The following is a 22,035-nucleotide window of genomic DNA, read 5'->3' on the forward strand; positions in this document are numbered from 1 at the left end:
CCTCACGACAACGAGACGCCCCCGCAGATTCCTGTGGGGGCGTCTCGTTGTCTGTCAGCTCAGCGGGTGCTTTCGGTGTGCTGCTCGGCCTCGGCGTCGTTGAGCACCACTCCGAGCGCCTGAAGCGACACCTGCGCGGCGGTCAGCCCGATCTCCTCGAGCACCTCATCGCGCGAGCCTGGGGCCAGGAAGGCCTGCGGGATGCCGAAGGTCAGCACCTTTGCCGCGGCACCCTCGTCCGCGAGTCGTGCGCGGAGCCGCTGCCCGACGCCACCCTCGACGAGGTTGTCCTCGAGCGTCAGCACCACATCGAAGTCGCTCGCCATGGAGGTGAGCTCGGCGCTGACCGGGAGAGCCCAGAGCGGGTCGACGACGGTGGCCGCGACACCCTGGTCGTTGAGTCGCTCCGCCACCGACAGCGCAGTGCCGACGAACTGGCCGAAACCGACGACAAGGACGCGTGCGCCTTCCGCGCGGCGCAGGACGTCTACCCGCCCCAGCCCCTCGCCGACGTGTGCCACCTCGTTGATCTCATCGGGGAGGCGTTCCTTCGAGTAACGGATCACCGTGACCGCGTCGTCGACGTCGACAGCGCGGTCGAGCGCCTCGACGAGCCTGGTCTGGTCCCGCGGGGCCGCCAACTGGACGCCGGGGACGATCCCCATCAGGGACATGTCCCACATGCCGTTGTGGCTCGGGCCGTCGCTGCCGGTGATGCCCGCCCGGTCGAGCAGGATCGTGATGCCCGCCTTGTGCAGGGCCGCGTCCATCAGGACCTGGTCGAAGGCCCGGTTCAGGAACGTCGCGTAGAGGGCGACCACGGGATGCAGGCCGGCCTTCGCCATGCCAGCCGCGGAGACGATGGCGTGCTGCTCCGCGATGCCGACGTCGAAGATCCGGTCTGGGAAGGCCGCGGCGAACCGGCCGAACCCGACCGGGTTCAGCATCGCCGCCGTGATCGCCACGACGTCCTGCCTGCGCTGGCCGAGCTGGACCATGGCCTCGGCCACCGCGTCGGTCCACGTCGCCTGCACCGAGGCCGAGAGAGGCTCGCCGGTGAACTCGTTGATCTTGCCGATCGCGTGGAAGCGATCCTCCTCGTTCTCCTCGGCGGCCTGGAAGCCGCGCCCCTTGCGGGTCACGCAGTGCACGATGACGGGTCCGCCGTACTGACGCGCCTGCTCCAGATGGTTCGTCAGGGCGGTGATGTCGTGCCCATCGATCGGGCCGGTGTACTTGATGCCGAGATCGGAGAACATCGACTGCGGGGCGAGCACGTCCTTGACCCCGGTCTTGAATCCATGCAGCAGGTCGTAGGCGGGCCTGCCGATCAGGGGCAATCTGGTGACGGTGCGCTTGATCAGGCTGAGCGTCTTCTCGTAGCGATGGTCCGTGCGCAGGCCGGCGAGGTGATTGGCAAGGCCGCCGACGGTTGGCGTGTACGAGCGGCCGTTGTCGTTGACGATGACCACAAGGCGCAGGTCGTCGTTGTCGGCGATGTTGTTCAGGGCCTCCCAGGCCATGCCGCCGGTCAGGGCGCCGTCTCCGATGACGGCCACAACAGTGCGGTCCTCGCCACGCAGCCGGATGCCCTTTGCGAGCCCCTCGGCCCACGAGAGGGAGGTGGAGGCATGCGAATTGGCCACCCAGTCGTGCTCAGACTCGGCGGGCTCTGGGTAGCCGGAGAGGCCGCCCTTCTGCCGGAGGCTGTCGAAGCCGCCTGCCCGTCCGGTGATGATTTTGTGCACGTAGCTCTGGTGGCCCGTGTCGAAGATGACCGGGTCCGTCGGCGAGTTGAACACCTTGTGGATTGCGAGCGTCAACTCGACGACGCCGAGATTGGGGCCGAGATGGCCGCCCGTGCGCGAGACCTTTGTGATCAGGAAGGAACGGATCTCGTCCGCGAGTTGCTCCAGCTGCCTACGCGAGAGCGCGCGAAGATCGCGCGGGCTGCTGATCGACTCCAACAAAGACATGATGGCCATTCTATGTCGGATCACCCAGACGCCAGGGAGGTTCGGCGGCCCGCCGCCGCTTCCAGAGCCGATCTCCAGGTCGGCGACGGGCCCCGCGCACACCCGGTCAGAGCTTCGGGGTGAACCTCGCGTCGCGCAGCGCCTGGTCGATCAGGTCGACCCCGCGGGCCACGCGCGTCAGCCTGGCCTCCTCTTGCTGCAGGACGCTCGCGGCCTGGTCGACGGTGCCTGCGTCGACGAAACCAGCCAGCGACGTGCGCACCCCCGAGAGTCCCGCACGGGTGGCGACCAGTTGGGACGCGACGAACTCGCGAGCCAGCTTCGCCAGCACGACGGGGTGGCGTCGCAGCACCTGGTAGCCGCGGTACTCGGACGGGCACACGTCGAGCAGGTAGGCCTCCGCCGACTTGAGCCATCCGGCCGAGCCGGGCGGCCGCACCGAGCCGGGCCAACCTGGCGGAACGTAGACCCGGATCACTTCATCTTCATCGAACATGTGTTCTATTAGAGATCACGGGTCGGACAATTGCAACCGCCTCTGTCAGACGGTGCGCCGACACGCCACCCGTCGCGGCTCATTCCCCCCGCGCACGCATCCTGGCTGGTCGCTTCCGCTCGGCGCCCGCACATGTCGTTAGCATGACGCCCATGACTGCGCCCGCCGGCACACCGGAGACCCGATCCGCCCGCCTCGACAGACTCCCGTTCAACCGACGCCACCTCAAGGTCCTGACTGGATCGGGCCTCGGCTGGGCCCTCGACGCGATGGATGTGGGCCTCATCTCGTTCATCATCGCCGTGCTCGGACAGCAGTGGGGTCTCAGCGCGACGGAGAAGTCGTGGATCGCCTCGATCGGCTTCGTCGGCATGGCACTTGGCGCCAGCTTCGGTGGCCTGCTGGCTGACCGGTTCGGACGCCGTCACATCTTCGCCATCACGCTGCTGATCTACGGGATCGCCACCGGCGCGAGCGCCCTGGTCGGCGGGCTCGCCCTGCTGCTGGTGCTGAGGTTCTTCGTCGGGCTCGGGCTCGGAGCCGAGCTTCCCGTCGCCTCGACCTATGTCAGCGAGTTCGCTCCGGCCCGGATCCGCGGCCGGCTGATCGTCATCCTCGAGGCCTTCTGGGCCGTCGGCTGGACCGCCTCCGCCGTGATCGGCTACTTCGTCATCCCCGCCTCCGACGCTGGCTGGCGCTGGGCCTTCGCCATCGGCGCCGTGCCTGCGCTCTACGCACTGTTCGTCCGCTGGGGCCTCCCGGAGTCGCCGCGCTGGCTCGAGCGACAGGGGCGCCACGCGGAGGCCGAGCAGATCGTCAGCGACTTCGAGCGCGCCTCCGGCATCACCGACGCACCGGCCTCCCCCGCCGACGACGCCCCGACGGCGCCGGCCGCCGAGGTCGCCGATACGGGCAAGGAGCGGCTCGGGGCCCTGTTCTCGCGCGAGTTCCGCGGCCGCACGCTCAGCCTCTGGGCGGTGTGGTTCTGCGTCAACTTCGCCTACTACGGGGCCTTCATCTGGATTCCGACCATCCTCGTCGGCAAGGGCTACGACCTGGTTGCTTCCTTCGGTTTCACGCTGATCATCACCCTCGCCCAGCTCCCCGGCTACGCGGTGGCCGCCTGGCTGATCGAGGTCTGGGGGCGACGGGCGACCCTCTCCACGTTCCTGGTCGGCTCGGCCGCCTCCGCCATCGCCTTCGGGTTCGCCGACGGCGAGGCCGCGATCATCGCGACCGGCATGGCGCTGTCCTTCTTCAACCTCGGTGCCTGGGGTGCCCTCTACGCCGTCTCGCCGGAGATGTACCCGACGTCGATGCGGGGGACCGGCTCCGGTTGGGCCGCGGGCGTCGGCCGGATCGCCTCGATCATCGCCCCGCTGCTCGTCCCGATCCTGCTCGGCTACGGCGTCGGCGTGATGTTCGTGGTGCTCGCGGCCGCCTTCCTGATCGCCGCGGTGGCGACCTGGGGGCTCGTCGACCGGGCGGGACGCTCGCTCGACGACCGCTGACCCGCACACGCACGAAGGCCGCGCCCCGAAACGGGACGCGGCCTTCGCTCTGCTGTTGATCAGGCCTTTGCCAGGTTCCTCAGCACGTACTGCATGATGCCGCCGTTGACGTAGTAGCCACGCTCTCCGGGGGTGTCGATGCGGACCACGGCGTCGAAGACGGTCTCGGTGCCGTCGGGGGCGACCGCGGTGACCTTCATCGTCTTGGGCGTCGTGCCGTTGTTGAGCTCGGTGACGCCCTCGACGGAGAACGTCTCCTCGCCCGTGAGGCCGAGGGTCTCGGCCGACTGGCCCTCTGGGAACTGCAGCGGAAGCACACCCATGCCGATCAGGTTCGAGCGGTGGATGCGCTCGTAGCTCTCTGCGATGACGACGCGAACGCCGAGCAGCGCGGTGCCCTTCGCGGCCCAGTCGCGCGACGATCCGGAGCCGTACTCCTTGCCCGCGAGGACGACGAGCGGGATGCCGGCGTCGGCGTAGTTCACGGACGCGTCGTAGACGGTGGTCACGGGGGCGTCGGGCTTGGTGAAGTCACGCGTGAAGCCGCCCTCGGTCCCGGGGGCGATCTGGTTACGCAGCCGGATGTTGGCGAAGGTGCCGCGGATCATGACCTCGTGGTTGCCACGGCGCGAGCCGTAGGAGTTGAAGTCGCGACGCTCGACGCCGTGCTCTGCCAGGTACAGGCCGGCCGGGGAGTCGGGCTTGATGTTGCCAGCGGGCGAGATGTGGTCGGTGGTGACCGAGTCGCCGAGCTTGAGCAGGACGCGCGCACCGGAGATGTCCTCGACCGGAGCCGGTTCGGCGGGCATGCCGTCGAAGTAGGGGGCCTTGCGGACGTAGGTGGAGGCGTCGTCCCACTCGAAGGTGTTGCCCTCGGGGGTCGGAAGCGAACGCCAGCGCTCGTCGCCGGTGAAGACGTCCGCGTAGCGCTCGGAGAACATCTCGGACGAGATGGATGAGCCGACGACCTCTTCGATCTCGGCCTGTGACGGCCAGATGTCCTTGAGGTAGACGTCCTCGCCGGCCTCGTTCTGCGCGATCGGGTCGTTGAGCAGGTCGATGTTCATCGTTCCCGCGAGTGCGTAGGCGATGACCAGCATCGGCGAGGCGAGGTAGTTCATCTTCACATCGGGGCTGATCCGGCCCTCGAAGTTGCGGTTGCCCGAGAGGACGGCCGTCACTGCGAGGTCCTCGTCGTTGATCGCCTTGGATATCTCGGGGATCAGCGGGCCGGTGTTGCCGATGCAGGTGACACAGCCGTAGCCGACGAGGTTGAAGCCGATCTTGTCCAGGTACTCGGTGAGCCCGGCCTTATTGTAGTAGTCGGTCACGACCTGCGAGCCGGGGGCGAGCGAGGTCTTGACCCAGGGCTTGCGGTCGAGGCCCTTTTCGACGGCCTTCTTCGCGAGGAGCGCCGCACCGATCATGACGCTCGGGTTCGACGTGTTGGTGCACGACGTGATCGAGGCGACAGTGACCGCGCCGTTTGCGAGGTCGAACGAGGCTCCGTCGGTCAGGGTGACGGGAACGACCTTCGCCGGGTCGGGCGTGTAGGAGCCCACGTTGGTCTCGAAGTTCGACTTGGCGTCGATGAGCTTGATCCGGTCCTGCGGGCGTTTCGGGCCGGCGATCGACGGGACGACGCTCGACAGGTCGAGCTCGATGTACTCGGAGTAGACCGGCTCGTGCGCAGCGTCGTGCCAGAGGCCCTGGGCCTTCGCGTAGGCCTCGACGAGGGCGATCTGCTGCTCGTCGCGACCGGTGAGGCGCAGGTAGTCGGTGGTCTTGTCGTCGATCGGGAAGATCGCGATGGTCGAGCCGTACTCGGGCGACATGTTGCCGATGGTGGCGCGGTTGGCCAGCGGCACCTCGGCGACGCCCTCGCCGTAGAACTCGACGAACTTGCCGACGACCTTGTGCTCGCGCAGCATCTCGGTGATGGTCAGGACGAGGTCGGTGGCGGTGGTGCCCTCGCTCAACTTGCCCTTCAGCTTGAAGCCGACGACGCGCGGGATGAGCATCGAGACGGGCTGGCCGAGCATGGCCGCCTCGGCCTCGATGCCGCCGACGCCCCAGCCGACCACGCCGAGGCCGTTGACCATCGTGGTGTGGGAGTCGGTGCCGACGCAGGTGTCGGGGTAGGCCTGGAGGACGCCGTCGACGGTGCGCGGGAAGATGACCCGGGCCAGGTGCTCGATGTTGACCTGGTGGACGATGCCGGTGCCCGGGGGAACGACCTTGAAGTTGTCGAACGCGGTCTGGCCCCACCGCAGGAACTGGTAGCGCTCGCGGTTGCGCTGGTACTCGATGTCGGTGTTCTGCTGGAAGGCCAGGGGGGTGCCGAACACCTCGGCGATGACGGAGTGGTCGATGACCATCTCGGCCGGCGACAGCGGGTTGACCTTGTCCGGGTCGCCACCCAGGCTGACCACGGCCTCGCGCATCGTTGCGAGGTCGACGACGCAGGGAACGCCGGTGAAGTCCTGCATGATCACACGGGCAGGGGTGAACTGGATCTCGTGGTCCGGCTCGGCCGTCGGATCCCAGTTGCCAAGGAACTCGATGTCCTCCTTGGTGATGTTCGCGCCGTCCTCGGTGCGCAGGAGGTTCTCCAGCAGGATCTTCAGGCTGAAGGGCAACTTCTCCGAACCCGGCACGGCATCGAGACGGAAGATCTCATACCCGGTGCCGTTGACGTCGAGGCTGGACTTGGCCCCGAAACTATTGACGCTCATCATTCTCCTTCTCGTTGACGACCCGCCAACTCTCTTGACATCAAGATACCACGTTGGGGCGCGAGGGGCGGCATCGCCGGACGCCGTCCATCCTAGTGCTCAGCGCTGCGCGTGTGCGTGGAGTTGACACCCACACCGTCAAGGGCTGGAATGCGGCGCCGACCAGCGGCGTCATGGCTCAGCCGACTGGGGCGGTGAGGATCGCGACGGCCTCGATGTGATGGGTCATCGGGAAGAGGTCGAAGCCGCGGATCGACTCGACGCCGTACCCCTCGTCGAGGAACGTGGCGAGGTCGCGGGCCAGCGCCGCAGGGTCGCAGGCGACGTAGGCGATCCGCCGCGGACCGGTGGCAGCGACGGCGCGCACGACCTTCTCCCCTGCCCCCTTGCGGGGCGGGTCGAGGACGACGAGGTCGACCTTCGAGGGCAGGTCCCGCAGGGCCCGCTCGAGCGGGGCGGCGATGAAGCGGGCCTCCGGCACGTTGCGCCGGGCGTGCACGATGGCTGGGCGGCTGAGCTCGATGCCGAGCACGCTGCAGCCTGCGTCCACGAGCGCTCCTGCGAAGAGGCCGACGCCGCAGTAGAGGTCGAGGGCGCGTTCGCCCTGCTCGGGGCGCAGGCCGTCGAGCACGGCCCGGGTCAGCACCTCAGGCGCCTCGCGGTGGACCTGCCAGAAGCCGGTGGCCGACACCTCGTACCAGCGCTCCCCCACGCGCTGCCGGACGGGATCAGGCCCGATCGCCATCCGAGGGCCGACGCTGGTCGCGTCCTCGGTCGCGACCGCGACGCTCACCTCCTCACCCGGGACGGCGACCTTGGCCGCCTCGCCATAGGGCGGATCGTCGGCGATCAGGCAGCCGCTGTCGGGAAGCGCGACCACGGCGTGGGACCGGCGGGCCCGGAAGCCGAGGCGACCCTTCTCGTCGGCGGCGAACCGGAGCCGCGTGCGCCACCGCGTCAGCCCACCGTCGACCGGCTCGATCCTGCCCTCCCAGGCGACGCCCGCGAGCCGCTGCAACTGCTCGGCGAGCACAGCGGTCTTCAGGTCGAGCTGGGTGGCCGCGTCGGCGTGCTGCCAGTCGCATCCCCCGCACTCCCCCGCGATCGGGCAGGGCGGCTCGACGCGTCCGGGGGCGGGGTCGAGCACCTCGACGACGCGGCCCCGGTCGAAGCGCTTTCCGCGCTCCGTGACCTCGACGACGACGCGTTCGCCGGGTAGTCCTCCCGTGGTGAAGATGACCTTTCCCTCCGCGCGGGCGACCACGAAGCCGCCGTGTGCGACGGCGCCGAGGGTGACCTCGATCATCGAGGAGGCCTCGGCGCGGAGGCCTTACGGGCACGCTGCTTGCGCGCATCGGAACTGGCGAGCTGGTAGGGAACGGAGGTGACCATCACTCCCTGCATGAAGTGCAGCCGGGTGCGGATCAACAGCGCCGTCTGGTTGTGCAACAACTGCTCCCACCAGTGCCCGACGACGAACTCGGGGATGTAGACGCTCACGACGTCGCGCGGGTTCTCGGTGCGCAGCTTCGCCACGTACTTGATGAAGGGGCCGGTGATCTCGCGGTACGGCGAGGCGATCACCTTCAGCGGGATGCCGAAGTCCTCGGCCTCCCACTGGTCGAGGATCTCCTCGACCGCGTCGTCGTCGATGGCGACGGTGACCGCGGTCAGCGTGGTCGGCCTGGTGGCGCGCGCGAAGGCGATCGCCTTCACGGTCGGCAGATTGACCTGCTGGACGAGCACGACGCCGCGCACCCGGCTCGGAAGGGCGCGGTCGGAGTCGGGGGTCAGTGCGACCTCCTCCTCGACGGCCCTGTAGTGGTTCGAGATGGCGAGCATGAGCAGGAAGAAGACACCCATGGCCACGACGGCGAGGTACGCGCCGTGGGTGAACTTGGAGATCAGCACGATGACAAGCACGATGCCGGTGAGGGTGGCGCCGACGATGTTGATCATGCGGGAGCGGCGCATCTTCTTGCGCTTCTCCGGCTCAGACTCGACCTTCAGCTCGCGGGTCCAGTGCTTGACCATGCCGATCTGGCCGAGCGTGAACGAGATGAACACCCCGACGACGTACAGCTGGATCAGCGCGGTGACCGAGGCGTTGAAGATCAGGACGAGCGCGATGGCGGCCAGCGAGAGCGCGACGATGCCGTTGGAGTAGGCAAGCCGGTCACCACGGGTGTGCAGCTGGCGGGGAAGGTAGCCGTCCTTCGCCAGGATCGAGGCGAGCGAGGGGAACCCGTTGAACGCGGTGTTTGCCGCGAGGAACAGGATCAGCATCGTCGCGGTGACCACGATGTAGAAGCCCGGCTGGAACCAGTCCATGAACACGACCCGCGCGAGCTGGCCGGTCACCGTGGTGGCCGCCGAGTGGATCGTGTTGCCAAGCGCATCGATGTAGTGCGTCCCGGTCAGCTCGTCGATCAGGTGGACCTTCGTGAGGTTCGCAAGCGCGATGATGCCGAGCAGCATCGTGATGGCGAGCAGCCCGAGCATGGCGAGCACCCGTGAGGCGTTGCGGCTCTTCGGAGGCTTGAAGGCGGGCACCCCGTTGCTGATCGCCTCGACGCCGGTGAGCGCGGCGCAGCCCGAGGAGAAGGCGCGGGCGAGGATGGCGACGAGCGCCCATCCCATGACGTCCTCCGCGCCGTCCTCACGCACGACGATCAGGTCGGCCGTCTCGCTCATCAACTCCTGCCCGAGCACGAAGATGCGGAACAGCCCGATGCCGATCATGGCGAGCATGGAACCCATGAACACGTAGGTGGGGATGGCGAACGCGCCGCCCGACTCGCGCACGCCGCGCAGGTTGACGATGGTCAGGAAGACGATCACGGCGACGGCCGTCCAGGCCTCATGCCCCTCAAGGAAGGGCAGCATGGCCTTCGCGTTGATCACCCCGGCGGAGACCGAGACGGCGACGGTGAGCATGTAGTCGACCAGCAGTGACGACGCGACCGTCAGCCCCGCGTAGCGACCGAGGTTGACCTTCGCCACCTCGTAGTCGCCTCCACCGCTCGGGTAGGCGTGGACGGTCTGCCGGTACGACATGACGACGACGGCTACGACGACGCCGACCGCGAGGCCGATCTCCCACGAGAACATGAACCCCGCCATGCCGGCGAGAGACAAGGTGATCAGGATCTCGTCCGGCGCGTAGGCCACGGAGCTGAGCGCGTCGGAGGCGAAGACGGGCAGCGCGATGCGCTTAGGCAGCAGTGTCTCGCCCATCTGCGCATTCGCGAGACGCCTGCCGAACAGCAGGCGTTTGATACCCGAGAAGACCTTCACGCGCACAAACGTAGACCTAGTTGCCTCAAATGTCATGATCGCTGACTCGGTGCTATGTTCGGCACACACCCGAAGGAGGAACCCGGTGCACATTGTCATCATGGGTTGTGGCCGCGTCGGAGCCATGCTGGCGACAGGCCTGGAGAAGCGGGGCCACAGCGTCGCCGTGATCGACGTCAACCCGGAGGCGTTCCGCCGACTGGGGCCGGACTTCAACGGCACGACGGTCAAGGGCGTCGGCTTCGACCGTGAGGTCCTCGAGGAGTCGGGCATCCGTCGCGCCGACGCCTTCGCAGCCGTCTCCTCGGGAGACAACTCCAACATTCTGGCCGCGCGAGTCGTGCGCGAGATCTACCACGTGGAGAACGTGGTGGCGCGCATCTACGACCAGGGCCGCGCGGCCGTCTACGAGCGGCTGGGCATCCCCACCGTGGCGACGGTGCGTTGGACGGTGACGCAGGTGCTGCGTCGGCTGCTCCCCTCCGGAAGCGAACCCGTCTGGCGTGATCCGACCGGTGACGCCCGCCTGCTCCAGGTGCACGTCCACAACGGTTGGCTCGGCAGGAAGATCCGCGATCTGTCCCACGAGGCCGACGCCCCCATCCCGTTCGTGCTGCGTGTCGGACGGGGTCTCGTCCCTGACCGGGAGACCATCTACCAGGACGGCGATCTGATCTACGTCGCGTGCATGACCGACCGCACCGATGAGATCGAGACGCTCTTCGCGAGCCCGCCCGAGAAACACTGACGCAACCCACCCACGACACGAGGACTACACAATGCGGGTTTCCATCGCTGGAGCCGGGAACGTCGGGCGCTCGATCGCTCGCGAGCTGATCGCCAACGGGCACCAGGTGCTGCTGATCGAGAAGGACCGTTCGGCCATCAAGCCCGATTCGGTTCCGGGCGCCGAGTGGATAGAGGCCGACGCCTGTGAGCTGCAGACGCTCGAGGAGGCAGAGCTGGACCGCTGCGACGTCTCCATCGCCTCGACCGGTGACGACAAGGCCAACCTCGTCTACTCGCTGCTCGCCAAGACGGAGTTCGGCGTGCCGCGCACCGTCGCCCGCGTCAACCATCCCGGAAACGAGTGGATGTTCGACGCGCAGTGGGGCGTCGACGTTTCCGTTTCCACGCCGCGCCTGATGTCGGCGCTCGTGGAGGAGGCTGTCTCGACCGGCGACCTCGTCCGGCTGCTCACCTTCAAGAAGTCGACGGCCCACCTTTCCGAGGTGACGCTCCCCGAGGACGGAAGGCTCGTCGGCATGCGGGTGCGCGACATCGACTTCCCCGTCGACGCGGTGCTGGTGGCGATCATCCGTGACGGCATCCCGCTGACCCCTGAGCGGGACCGCGCGTTCGAGGCCTCCGACGAGCTGCTGTTCGTCGCGACCCAGGAGTCCGAGCCCGAACTCGCCGCCCTCCTCACGGACGACGACGAGGACGAGCTCGACCTCTGAGTTCGGCTCAGCCGAAGCGGACCAGGTTGTTGAACACCCAACCCGGCGTCACCGCGTAACTCCACCTGCCGTCGGGCCCCTTCGTGGCCGCGACCCGGTTGGGCTGCCAGATGAAGCTTCGGCACCCTCCACGTCCGGTCAGCGCCGTGTCACACTCGGTGTGCCACCGACGCCCCGCCGAGGTGAACTCGCCGGTGCGTGCGAGGGGGTTGCCCGCCCACTGCGCCCGTGTCATCCGTGGCTGGTAGGTGAGGTTGTTGAACGCCCACCCGGTGGTCTGGACGTAGCGTCCGTCGGTGAGCGAGACCTGGGTCGCCCACACCTCGGTGCGGCAGCGGACGGTGCGCGAGTACGGTTCGCAGGTCGTCAGCCAGCGGCGTCCGTTGACCTGGTGGTAGCCAGGGGTGCTGTACACGTCCACGGAGGGTCCCGCCGTCGGGCTGGCCGTGGGGGTCGGGCTCGCGGTCGGCCGCGGGGTGCGTGTCGGCACCGGGGATCCGGTCGGGCTTGGCGTGACGGTGGGCTTCGGGGTGGCGGGGAAGCTCGGCCGCCAGGTGGGTGGATCGGCCAGCGCTCCGCCGGCGTAGCTGACGAACCGCCATCCCTCGACGCTGCCTGGCTCCGGGGTCGACTGCGAGGCGCCGAGCTGCGAGTAGGTCCACCTGCCGACGGTGCTGCTGGAGGGGCGGTTCGCCTGCCAGTAGGACCAGTACATCTCGCCGGCGTCTCCCGTCGGGTGGCCACCGATGGTGCGGATGAAGCCGTCGCCGGTGGTCGCGAAGCCTGCGCTGTGCAGCGCTTCGAGGCCCGTGGAGAAGCGCGTCGCGCATCCCCCGCTCTGCAGCCCGGTGTCGCGCTCCACCACGACCCAGACGTTGCGTGCGGCCAGGCATGCGGCGGCGCCCGCGTGCGGATCGGCCACCTGACGGTCACGGGTCACCTTCTGCGTCACCTTTCCGCTGAACGAGGGGTGGGAGAAGCTCCAGGTGTAGCTGCCCGCCGTCGGGTAGGTGACGACGCCGGCCTTCACGCTGACGCCCGCGGGCGCGGCGGTGGTCAGTGGGGCCCCGTCTGCGCCGACCACCGTGACGGGTGTGGGCTTGCCGTCTCCTGTGATCTCGGGGAGAGTCGAGGTCTGGGCCAGGGCGCTGAAGGCCGTCGCCGCCGAGGCGAGACCGGTCAGGTCACGCAGGTGGTTGCCGTCGAGGACGACGCGGTCGAGCCCGCGCAGCGAGGCGACCTGGCCGATGCGGGCGAGGCCGGTCCGCGAGAGGTCGAGCGTGCGGAGGGCCGGGAGCTGACCGAGTTCTCCGAGGTCGCCGAGCGGGTTGTCGGAGAGGTCGAGCGAGGCGAGCGACACCGCGTCTGCGAGCCCGTCGAGATCTGTGATTCCGCGGTCGGCGCAGCGGAGCGTGGAAAGGCCCGCGACGTCGGCGCGCGTCGGCACACCGTCGCTGCCTGCCGCCTCAGCGATGCAGGACCGGAGCCCCGCGTCGGGGATCACCGCCGGGTCGAGGACCTTCTCGGTCACCGGCTGCACGATCGTTCCGCCGAACTCGGACGCGCCGTCGGCGAACGTCCAGGAGTAGCTCCCGGGCGACGGGTACGTGACGCGTCCACCGTCGACGGTGATTCCCGTGGGTGGGGTGAGGGTGACGGCCGGGCCGCCGGTGCGCGGTCGTGGTGACGGGACGGAGGTGACGAGCTCTGCCGGGACGGCGTCGAGGGTGACGCTCTGCCACCTGGCCTTCAGGCCCATGAAACCGAGCTGGTCCAGGCTCCCGAGCGGCGACAGGTCGGCGATGCGGTTGGTGCCGAGGTCGAGCGAGGTCAGCTTGGACATGCCCGCCAGCGGCGCGACGGAGGTGATCTGGTTGCTCGAGAGGCCGAGGCTGGTCAGCCCGGTCAGGTCGGTGAGCGGGGTGAGGTCGCTGATCTGGTTTCCGAGCAGGTGGAGGCTCTGGAGCTTCGTCAGGCCCGCCAGGGGTCCGAGATCGGAGATGCGCGAGTTGTTGGCGACGAGCCTGCTGAGGCCGGTCATGTGCTGGACGCCGTCGAGGCTGTCGATGCCCGGGTGGGGCGACTTTGAGCGCTGGGTGACGGACAGGTCGGTCAGGCCGGTCAGCGGTGCTAGCGCCGTAAGGCTCGTCACGGCGGAGCTGTCCAGGCTGAGCACGCGCAGCGAGGTGAGCGTGGCGAGCGGCGCGGGGTCAGAAACCGGGTTGCCGGGCAGCAGGAGCCGGTTCAGGCCCGTGAGCCCGGACAACGGGGTGAGGTCGGTGATCTGGTTGGTCGAGAGGATCAGCTCGGTGAGGCCCGTCAGGTGCTTAATCCCCTCGAGGGAGGCGACCGACCGGTTGACGCAGCTCAGGTCGGTGACCGTCGCGAGCTGGTCTGCCGTCGGTCGGACCCGACGGGCAGCTTGAGTCGCTCGGTCACGCAGGCGCGCAGCCCGTCGTCCGGGATGAGTGGCGCGGCGCTCGCGAGCGGTGCAGCGGGGGCGGTGGTCAGGATGAGGGCTGCGACGGCGGTCCCGACCGCCCAGCCCCTTGTCAGTGTCGACACTGGGTGTTGCCTTTCCGGCCTGTGCGAGGTCGGAGGGGCCGCGGGCGTAGCCGTCGGTCATGTCCCGATACCTCGCGGAACAATGCACTCGTCACGCATTGGTCCGGCTCCTGCGAGGCAGTTACGGTTGCGGGTCAGCCTGGGGTTCGCACCCAGTTCTCCACGTGACGCTGGGAGTCTAGCAGTGCCTCTGAGGTTGGCGCCCGGCCCGCGAAGGCTCGACGATGAGCACTACGGAAGGGCTCAGAGGAGCTCGAAGTCCGGGTTGTAGATCACGGGCACGCCGTCCTCCAGGGCGAGGCGACCCTCGACCTGGACGTGGCGCCCCGGGATGAGGCACTGCATGTGGCTGCGGCCCATCCACACGAGGCGGACGGTGCCGGTTCCGTCGTTGACCTCGGCCTCCAGCCAGCCGTTCTTGGCGTCGGAGGTCAGGGAGACGATGGTGCCGCGGAGCTGGACCCGCGAGCGAGGCTCGGCCGAGGCGACCGTCTGGACTCCCGCCACCTCAGACTGCTCACGCAGTTCCTCGTTCTCGAGTTCCTCGTGGGATAGGAACAACTTCCGCATCCGCTCACCGAGCGAAGGCATCGCTCAGCCCTCTGCCTGAGGGACCTGCATCGGCAAAAGGCTGCCTGGTGCCGCGGGGGCGGTGCCACGCCGCACGACTATGTTGCTGAAGAACTCGAACAGCGCGACCTGCGCCGCCTCGTTCTGCGGCTCGAAGGTGGCCTTGCCCAGCAGGACGCCGCGCAGCAGCCATCCGGGCCCGGCGACAAGCCAGGTGCGCGACACGTGGGTCGCCGGGTTCCCGTTGGGGTCGGTGACGGGAAGCGCGCGACGCAGCTCGGTGCCGAACGGTCCCTCGACCAGGGCGATCTGGCCCTTCTGCTGCTGGGTGCCCTTGATGATCTCCTCGCGGATCTCCGGCGCCATCGACGACTTGCTCGGGCCCGCGAAGGCCGCGATCTCGAGGCCGGACTCGCCGTCGCCGACCAGGATCGACTGGACCTTGTTGCTCTCGCGGTTGACCTGCAGCTGCATGGTCATCCCCTCGAAGGGGGTGATGATGATGCTGCCGAGGTCGAGCCGCTTGACGTCGTCCTCATCTGCCTCGAGGTCCACCTCGGAGATGTCGAATGGACCCTCCTCGCGGTCGAAGGCGTCGTCCCACTCTCGGGCCTTCGCCTCGGCCTTGCTGAGCTCGGTCTCGGGCTCGGCCGGCGCTTCTTCTGCCTGTCCGGTGGCCTCCTCGGCGGTCTCGTCCACGACGACGTCGTCGACGATCTCCTCGGTGTTGCGCTTCTTGCGTCCGAAAATCACTGCGTTTCCTCCACGTGTAGGCGGGTGAAACCGCCGGTAGAACCATAGCCACCCACACCGCGCACCGTTGCATCGAGCGCCTCCACGGGCACAAACGATGCGTGGACGAACGGCATGATGACCAGTTGGGCGATCCTGTCGCCCGCCGCGAGTTCGATGGGGACCGCCGGGTCGAGGTTGATCAGGCAGACCCGGATCTCGCCGCGGTAGCCGGAGTCGATGACACCCGGCGAGTTGACGATGCTGAGACCTGCCCGGGCGGCCAGACCGGACCTGGGGGTGACGAGCCCGACATGTCCCTCGGGGATGGCGAGGCTGACGCCGGTTCCGACGAGACGCCGCTCCCCCGGTGCGAGGACGACGTCCTCGGTGGATCGGAGGTCGGCTCCCGCGTCGCCCGGTTGGGCATAGCTGGGGAGTGGCCCGCTCGTCGTGAGAGTGTCGATGTTCATGCCACCCTGCTCACCTTCTCGATCGCCGAAGCGAGTTCTCCCGGATGCCTCGTGCTGACCAGCCAGTACGGATGGGGGTCGTGGGCGTCGGCGAGGTCGACGCGGACGAGGGAGGACAGGAAAGGCCTGGTGAACAGGAAGGCGCGGTGGTCGGCTTCGGGGCCGAGTGCGTTCCGCGCGGCCTCGCCCTCCAGCGCAGTGGCGCCTGCGATGTACTCGGGCTCGACGCGGTACCGGCCGGCGGCCAGTCCCCTCGCGTCCACCGACACGAGCGTGCGGCTGTAGGCGAAGAGGGCAAGCACGAGCCCGATGATCAGCAGCACGCTGAAGGCGATCCCGACGCTCGGCTTCACGTAGGCGGTCACGGCGACCGCCATGCTGGCGGCGAAGGCGACGGCGACCAGCAGCCACCACCAGGGGATGTGAAGGCGTTCCGAATAGGTCACGAAATCACTCTATCGGGTTGGGCATAATGGATGACGATGCGCCTTCAGCGAAAGGAACCCGGATGGCAGTGACCGAGAAACTCATGTGGAAGGTCTACGCCGGCGTCGTCGGCGCCGTGACCACGATCGTCTCCCAGAAACTGGTGACCAAGATCTGGGAGGCCTCGACGGGCGAGACCCCTCCGGACCCCAACGATCCAGACGTTCCCCTCACCAAGGCCCTGATCTGGGCCACCGCGAGCGGCCTCGGCGTCGGCATGACCCAGCTGATCATGAACCGGATGGTGGCGAACCGGTGGGATCGCAACTTCGACCACAAGTCGCCAGGCAAGTTGCGCAACAAGCTCGACTTGTGAGCCGATCGGCACTTGGAGCCGAAGAAACCGGCGGGATCTCTCCCGCCGGTTTCATCGTCGTACCCCGTATCAGACGCAGTCGACGCAGTACTTGTCGTTACCGCGCGTCTCCGCCAGCTGGCTCGTCGACTTCACGAGGAAGCACGAGGCGCAGGTGAACTCGTTGGCCTGCCGAGGCAGCACGCGAACCGTCAGTTCCTCGTGCGACAGGTCCGCCCCGGGCAGTTCGAAAGATTCGGCCGCTTCGACCTCGTCCTCGTCGACCTTCCCCGAGTTCTTGTCGTTCCGGCGCGACTTGAGTTCTTCGAGCGAGTCCTCGCTCATCTCCTCTTCGGTCTTGCGGGGTGCATCGTAATCAGTTGCCATCCTGAACTGTCCTTTCTTCGCCGCGACCGCACATGTGTACCACATCGCGAGCCTGCCGCGCGCACCGGCCCACCACTTGTCACGCCCCATTGTGCAACCCCACCCAAGCGCCTGCAGCATGTCGATGTGGGGCGCTGGTAAGTTGTGCCCAATCACTACCGCACATGGACGAGGAATCATGGACAACGCTCTGACCCCCCGGGAGATCCAGGCTCGGATCCGATCGGGCGCATCAGTCGACGATGTCGCAAGCGAATCGGGCATGGAAGTCGAGCACATCGAGGCCTTCGCGGGTCCGGTGCTTGCCGAACGCGAACACATCGCCGGCGCGGCGCAGACGGCGACGGTCCGCCGCCGCGGTGAGGCGGGCAGCCACCGCCGCCTCGGCGACCTGATCACCCAGCGGCTCCGCTCCCGCGGCATCGACGCTGAGGGCGTCGAGTGGGACGCGTGGCGCCAGTCCGACCTCAAGTGGCGCGTGAGCGCGCACCTCAAGGGCGACGAGGAAGCGCGCGAGGCGGAGTTCATCTTCGACCCGAAGGCACGCTTCTCCATCGCCCACAACGCCGACGCCCGGTGGATGATCGGTGAGGAACTCCCAGGGGCGCGCCCCGAGGAGGAGAACACCGTCGACTTCGACGATGAACTCGCGCTGGTGCGCGCCGTCAGCCAGCCCGGACCGGAGACCCCCGGCGACGACGTGCCCGCCTCGGAGCTGATGCATGAGGGCAACGAGGACACCTCTCAGCTCGACCGCCTCTACGACATGCTGAGCGGCATCAGCGAGGACTCGGTGCGCATCTACACCGGCATCCTCGACCCGGTGCTCTACGACGCCACCGGCACGCAGCCCGGGGCGGAACACGAGGACTGGGGCGACGAGGCGGACGAGCCCACCCGCAAGGTCTTCCTGGAGGACGAGGAGCCCGAGGAGGACCGCGAGCCGGAGCCCGAGGCCTCCCCCGAGCCGGCCTCGGCCGAGCCGGAACCCGCGCAGCCGGAACCCGAGCCGACCGAGCCGCAGCAGGACGCCCTCGTCGAGACCGATGAGGAGCCGAAGAAGGCCCCGAAGTCGCGCAAGCGCAGGGCAAAGGTCCCCTCCTGGGACGAGATCATGTTCGGCGGCCCGACGGGCAAATGACCCGACGGATGGCCATCCGGTACGTCCAGCGACCGTCGACCACCTCGTTGCCTGAGGCGCTCACGACGCCCCCGCTCGCGGGGAGGGCGAGATTGACGCCATCGGCGGCAGAGCTGACCACCGGCGTCACGGCGGTCAGCAGCCCGCCGAGCCCGACGGCGCCGGCTGCCGTCACAGCCACCACACGGCGGCTTCTTCGTTGCAGATGCATGGGGACCCGCTGTCAGGGGGCGCCGCCCCTTCACGGCACCGTGGCCCCGATGCTGGCGGTTCACACGCTCTTTGACAACGTCTTCGCCCCGGATGACCAAGTCGACTGCGCGGTTGTCAGGCGGCGTGGCTCAGAAATTGTCGGGATCGAAGGGAAGCGGATCCGGCGAGAGGGTCGCCTTCGCCCGCGTCGCCGTCATCCGGCGACGGTGATGCGCCCGGCACAGCACCTCATAACGCACTTCGCCTCCGGTGACCGTGTCGCCGACGACCACCTGCGTCCCCTCGGTGACCATGATTCCGTCGAGCGTGCGCGCGTTGTGGGTTCCACGCGCCCCACACCAGCACAGCGGTCCGAGCGGCAGCGACTCGATCCTGTCTGCCAGCTCGATCAGCCTCTGCGATCCGGGAAAGAGATGGGTCCGGAAGTCGGAGAGGATGCCGAACGCGTAGACGTCCAACTGCAGCTCGTCTGCGATGCGGGCCAACTGGTCGACCTGCTCGGGTGAGTAGAACTGCGCCTCGTCGCACACGATGTAGTCGACCCGCTTGCCGGTGGTCAGCTCGCCGATGATGAAGCGCCAGAAGTCGAACTCCGGGTCGATCTCGATCGCCTCGGCGCTCAGGCCCAGCCGCGACGTGATCCTGCCCTCCCCCGCACGGTCAAGGGAGGTGAAGATGCGCCCCTTCCGGCCATGGGTGGACTGGGTGTAGTCGAGCTGCAGGGCCAGCGTCGACTTTCCACAGTCCATCGGTCCGGTGTGGAAGACGAGTTCAGCCACGCGTCGCCTTTCGTTCGATGAGGTCGTTGTAGGCGGCCACGTACCGCTCCGCGGTGCGTTCGGGGCTCAGATCGGGCAGCAGTTTGGCAGAAGCCGACGACATCGCGCGACGTCGCTGCGGATCCATCAGGGTCCGGAACCCGTTGGCCATCGAGGAGACGTCTGGCCCGGTCAGCAGTGACGCGTCGGCAGACGTGCCGACCGTCAGGCGGGCGTCGCAGTACATCACGGGCAGGCCTGCCGCGACGGCCTCCGAGATCACGAGGGCCTGCGAGTCGAAACGGTAGGAGCTGAGCACTAGGGCATCCGCGTTGACCAGCTCGTAGGCGATGGCCTGCAGCGACGAGAGATGCCATCGGAAGTCGATGTTGTCGGCTCCCTCGGCGAGCCGCTTGAGGACATCGCGCTGGTCGCCGTCACCGACGATCACCAGTTCGGCGTCGGGCAGGTCGGCCGACCGGAACGCCTTGATCAGCACGTCGAGGCGCTTCTCCTTCGCGAGCCGGCCGATGGACAGGAATCTCACCTTCTCGTCGCCGCGCTCCCTCGGCGCCGCATCGATCGCGTCCTTCATGCCGCGGTTGTAGCCGGTTGGCACGACGTAGCTGGGCAGCGGATCGCCTGCCGCCTCGTCGATCAGGTCACGCATGAACGGCGACGGCACGGTGTACGCGTCGACCCGCTGCGCGATCTGCGCGAACGACTTCCAGTCGAAGCGCGCCGCGAGTCCCCCGGTCTCACGGCGGGCGGAGGGCAGCCGGGTGGCGGCGGTGTCGATCTGTTTCGCCGCCCGCAGCGCCGGGAGCACGAGCAGGAGGTAGCTCAGGGTGCCGAAGATGGAGCCGCGCACCGTCTGGTGGGTGCCTGCGATGTTGGCGTGGAAGGTGTGCAGGTGTGGGATGTTCTGCAGCTGGGCCAGCCTGGACCCGAGGACGAGCGCGCCGCGTTCGGTCTGGCTGTGCACGATGTCGAAGCGCCCTGCTGCGGAGATCAGGCGCGCCCTCCGGTCGGAACAGTGCAGCACGCTCAGATGGGCGGGCAGCCCTTCGAGATAGATCGTCGGGCACTCGATGATCCTGCCGAGCCGTGGCTTCTGCAGGTGCCGGTCCGGAGCGATCAGGGTGACCTCGTGGCCAAGGGCCGTGAGCTCCTCGAGCTGGGTCTGGACCGATCGTCCGATTCCTCCCGAGGCGGGGAAGAAGTCGTCGATGATGACGGCGACGCGTAGGCTCACCGCACGCCACCGAAGACGAGAAGCGGGACCTCCATCTCGGCAGCCGTCAACGATCCGTGCATCCCGACGAGGGAGAACTCCCCAGGCGTGCCGACGCTCATCGCCGCGTGGTCGGCGGTCATGGCCGCCACCACGTCGCCGATGCGGGCCTCGCTCATGGACGTCACCTGCGGGCCGAACCATCCCGCCTCGATAGCCTCCTCGCGGCGCAGCACCGCGGCGCGTTCGCCGAGCACCGAGCCCCAGGCCCAGGCCGTTGCGCCGGGGTCGTCGCTGTAGATGTGCCTGAAGCGTGGTTCGCCACCAAGCGCCGTATACCCCGCAAGGCGCGGCTCCTCCTCGACGACGAGACGGCTCTCCTGCGGGACGTTGACCATGCCGTGATCGCCCGTGACAAGCAGGCACACGCCCTCTGGGAGCAGGTCGACCAGGCGAGCCACCATGTCGTCGACCGAGGCGAGCCGGTCGAGCCACTGCCAGGAGCCGACCCCGTAGCCGTGTCCGTCATGGTCGAGCATCCGCTCGTAGCAGTAGACGACGTCGGAGGCAAGGAGCGCATCGGTGACGAGCGAGGCGAAGTGGTCCGGGTCGCCCTCTGCCGAGACCGGGAAGTGCGTGGTGCCGGCGAAGGCGATCCTGGTCAGGGCGCTGCCCGCGAACCGGTCGAGGGTGACGGCGGCGCTCGGCCGCCCGATGCTGGCCAGCCGTTGGAAGATCGTGGGGGTCTGGGCGAAGCTCGCGATGTCGCTCGGGCCGCCGTCCCAGGTGAGGGCGTTGATGACCCTCCCGACGCTTGGTTCGAGGAACGTGTAGCCGGCCACCCCGTGCTCCCCGGTCGGCACACCCGTGCCGAGCGAGGTCAGCGACGTCGCCGTCGTGGACGGGACGGAGCACGTCAGCCGGGCGGCACCCACCATGGCCGGGGCCATCGTCTCGGCATGGTCGCCATGCTCGAGCAGCTGGTGCCAGCCGAGACCGTCGACGAGAAGGACCACGTACTGGCGTGCCCTTGGCAGGTCGATCACCGGCTCCTCGTCGGTGAGCCGGGACACCACGCTCGGGATCACGTTGATGAGCGCGAGGTCCTGGTAGCGCGGCTCGACGAACTGCATCAGCCGACCGCGCCCTGCAGCCGCAGCCCGAAGGCGACGAGGCGACGCGTGTTGTCGCCGTCGACCTGGCTGCTCATACGCACGGTGATGTCGTCCGGCTGGACCACCCCCGTGTAGCCGTGGTCGGCCTCGCAGGTCGGGTCCTCGCAGGCGGCCGGACCGAGATCGAGCCTGCGGGCGGCACCCCAGACGATCGAGACCCAGGCCTCGCTGAGCGAGTCGAGCTTCTCCGGGTCACTCAGGGCCCGGGTGACGACGACCGAGTCGACAGAGCGCAGGGCGACGGCCTCGACGGTCGACAGCGCCTCGGGCCTGCCTCCCTCTCCTTCGTCCACATGGCAGATGACAAGCAGCCGGGAGGTCCGCACCAGGACGGTGATGTGACGGTGCAGCTCGCGACCTGCGAAGGTCGCCTCATGCTGGACGAGGTAGTCGAGCACCTCCCGCCCACCGAGCCCCATCTCGACGGTCTCCGCCACGAGTGAGGGGTAGAACCCGCAGGTCTGGATCTCCTGGACAAGCTCGGCCGGAAGGGTCGAGTTGAAGTTGGCGGACTGACTCACCCGTCCATAA

General features: G+C 68.3%; 21 protein-coding genes. 5 read left to right on the forward strand and 16 right to left on the reverse strand.

The window, feature by feature from the left end:
* Window positions 1-59: 59 nt before the first annotated feature.
* The gene (dxs, locus tag BW733_RS17215; protein WP_077352484.1) at window positions 60-1,985 is read right to left on the reverse strand and encodes a 1-deoxy-D-xylulose-5-phosphate synthase; all 1,926 of its coding nucleotides are present in this window, start codon (window positions 1,983-1,985) and stop codon (window positions 60-62) included.
* Between the two features lie 97 nt (window positions 1,986-2,082).
* Complete coding sequence (locus BW733_RS17220; protein WP_077352486.1) at window positions 2,083-2,472, reverse strand: hypothetical protein; 390 nt, start codon at window positions 2,470-2,472, stop codon at window positions 2,083-2,085.
* A gap of 152 nt (window positions 2,473-2,624) precedes the next feature.
* Here BW733_RS17220 and BW733_RS17225 point away from each other — a divergent pair, with 152 nt between their 5' ends.
* Window positions 2,625-3,983, forward strand: coding sequence for an MFS transporter (locus tag BW733_RS17225; protein WP_077352488.1), 1,359 nt, complete (start codon window positions 2,625-2,627; stop codon window positions 3,981-3,983).
* A gap of 59 nt (window positions 3,984-4,042) precedes the next feature.
* Here BW733_RS17225 and acnA read toward each other — a convergent pair whose 3' ends face one another.
* The 3 genes from acnA to BW733_RS17240 all read right to left on the reverse strand — a co-directional run bounded on the left by acnA (window position 4,043) and on the right by BW733_RS17240 (window position 10,015).
* On the reverse strand, window positions 4,043-6,718 hold the full coding sequence (gene acnA, locus BW733_RS17230; protein WP_077353112.1) for an aconitate hydratase AcnA: 2,676 nt from the start codon (window positions 6,716-6,718) through the stop codon (window positions 4,043-4,045).
* 178 nt (window positions 6,719-6,896) lie between these two features.
* On the reverse strand, window positions 6,897-8,024 hold the full coding sequence (locus BW733_RS17235) for a class I SAM-dependent RNA methyltransferase (protein ID WP_077352490.1): 1,128 nt from the start codon (window positions 8,022-8,024) through the stop codon (window positions 6,897-6,899).
* Entirely contained in the window at window positions 8,021-10,015 is a 1,995-nt protein-coding gene (locus BW733_RS17240; protein ID WP_077352492.1) for an APC family permease, read from the reverse strand. Before BW733_RS17240 ends, BW733_RS17235 begins: the two co-directional genes overlap by 4 nt.
* Before the next feature lie 34 nt (window positions 10,016-10,049).
* Here BW733_RS17240 and BW733_RS17245 point away from each other — a divergent pair, with 34 nt between their 5' ends.
* Both BW733_RS17245 and BW733_RS17250 read left to right on the forward strand, forming a co-directional pair.
* Complete coding sequence (locus BW733_RS17245) at window positions 10,050-10,763, forward strand: potassium channel family protein (RefSeq protein ID WP_179947125.1); 714 nt, start codon at window positions 10,050-10,052, stop codon at window positions 10,761-10,763.
* Window positions 10,764-10,794: 31 nt separating this feature from the next.
* Window positions 10,795-11,475, forward strand: coding sequence for a potassium channel family protein (locus BW733_RS17250; RefSeq protein ID WP_077352496.1), 681 nt, complete (start codon window positions 10,795-10,797; stop codon window positions 11,473-11,475).
* Between the two features lie 7 nt (window positions 11,476-11,482).
* Here BW733_RS17250 and BW733_RS17255 read toward each other — a convergent pair whose 3' ends face one another.
* The 5 genes from BW733_RS17255 to BW733_RS17275 form a co-directional block, all read right to left on the reverse strand.
* Complete coding sequence (locus tag BW733_RS17255) at window positions 11,483-14,101, reverse strand: leucine-rich repeat domain-containing protein (RefSeq protein ID WP_077352498.1); 2,619 nt, start codon at window positions 14,099-14,101, stop codon at window positions 11,483-11,485.
* Window positions 14,102-14,283: 182 nt separating this feature from the next.
* A complete protein-coding gene (locus BW733_RS17260; protein WP_237268246.1) occupies window positions 14,284-14,610 on the reverse strand; it encodes an OB-fold nucleic acid binding domain-containing protein in 327 nt (108 codons plus the stop codon).
* A gap of 24 nt (window positions 14,611-14,634) precedes the next feature.
* Window positions 14,635-15,363 (reverse strand): DUF3710 domain-containing protein, encoded by a 729-nt coding sequence (locus tag BW733_RS17265; protein ID WP_161490282.1) that lies wholly within the window; start codon window positions 15,361-15,363, stop codon window positions 14,635-14,637.
* Window positions 15,360-15,815: a dUTP diphosphatase gene (gene dut, locus BW733_RS17270; RefSeq protein ID WP_077352502.1), complete on the reverse strand. Its 456-nt coding sequence runs from the start codon at window positions 15,813-15,815 to the stop codon at window positions 15,360-15,362. The genes BW733_RS17265 and dut overlap by 4 nt, the downstream gene beginning before the upstream one ends.
* Window positions 15,812-16,261: a DUF3093 domain-containing protein gene (locus BW733_RS17275; protein ID WP_077352504.1), complete on the reverse strand. Its 450-nt coding sequence runs from the start codon at window positions 16,259-16,261 to the stop codon at window positions 15,812-15,814. Before BW733_RS17275 ends, dut begins: the two co-directional genes overlap by 4 nt.
* Window positions 16,262-16,323: 62 nt before the next feature.
* Between BW733_RS17275 and BW733_RS17280 the strand changes: the two genes are divergently transcribed.
* A complete protein-coding gene (locus BW733_RS17280; protein ID WP_077352506.1) occupies window positions 16,324-16,617 on the forward strand; it encodes a DUF4235 domain-containing protein in 294 nt (97 codons plus the stop codon).
* A 69-nt stretch (window positions 16,618-16,686) separates the two neighbouring features.
* Here BW733_RS17280 and BW733_RS17285 read toward each other — a convergent pair whose 3' ends face one another.
* Window positions 16,687-16,983: a DUF4193 domain-containing protein gene (locus tag BW733_RS17285; protein ID WP_077353116.1), complete on the reverse strand. Its 297-nt coding sequence runs from the start codon at window positions 16,981-16,983 to the stop codon at window positions 16,687-16,689.
* Window positions 16,984-17,161: 178 nt separating this feature from the next.
* Here BW733_RS17285 and sepH point away from each other — a divergent pair, with 178 nt between their 5' ends.
* Window positions 17,162-18,124, forward strand: coding sequence for a septation protein SepH (gene sepH / locus BW733_RS17290; protein ID WP_161490283.1), 963 nt, complete (start codon window positions 17,162-17,164; stop codon window positions 18,122-18,124).
* Here the strand turns inward: sepH and BW733_RS17295 are convergent.
* The 5 genes from BW733_RS17295 to BW733_RS17315 form a co-directional block, all read right to left on the reverse strand.
* Entirely contained in the window at window positions 18,096-18,305 is a 210-nt protein-coding gene (locus BW733_RS17295; protein WP_152024794.1) for a hypothetical protein, read from the reverse strand. The genes sepH and BW733_RS17295 overlap by 29 nt on opposite strands.
* A 160-nt stretch (window positions 18,306-18,465) precedes the next feature.
* Window positions 18,466-19,086 (reverse strand): thymidine kinase, encoded by a 621-nt coding sequence (locus tag BW733_RS17300; protein ID WP_237268426.1) that lies wholly within the window; start codon window positions 19,084-19,086, stop codon window positions 18,466-18,468.
* Between the two features lie 22 nt (window positions 19,087-19,108).
* The gene (locus BW733_RS17305; RefSeq protein WP_161490284.1) at window positions 19,109-20,350 is read right to left on the reverse strand and encodes a glycosyltransferase; all 1,242 of its coding nucleotides are present in this window, start codon (window positions 20,348-20,350) and stop codon (window positions 19,109-19,111) included.
* Entirely contained in the window at window positions 20,347-21,462 is a 1,116-nt protein-coding gene (locus tag BW733_RS17310) for an alkaline phosphatase family protein (protein ID WP_077352516.1), read from the reverse strand. The genes BW733_RS17305 and BW733_RS17310 overlap by 4 nt, the downstream gene beginning before the upstream one ends.
* On the reverse strand, window positions 21,462-22,025 hold the full coding sequence (locus BW733_RS17315; RefSeq protein ID WP_077352518.1) for a DUF5998 family protein: 564 nt from the start codon (window positions 22,023-22,025) through the stop codon (window positions 21,462-21,464). Before BW733_RS17315 ends, BW733_RS17310 begins: the two co-directional genes overlap by 1 nt.
* Window positions 22,026-22,035: the final 10 nt, after the last annotated feature.

It is taken from the genome of Tessaracoccus flavescens (genome assembly GCF_001998865.1).
Lineage (GTDB): Bacteria > Actinomycetota > Actinomycetes > Propionibacteriales > Propionibacteriaceae > Arachnia > Arachnia flavescens.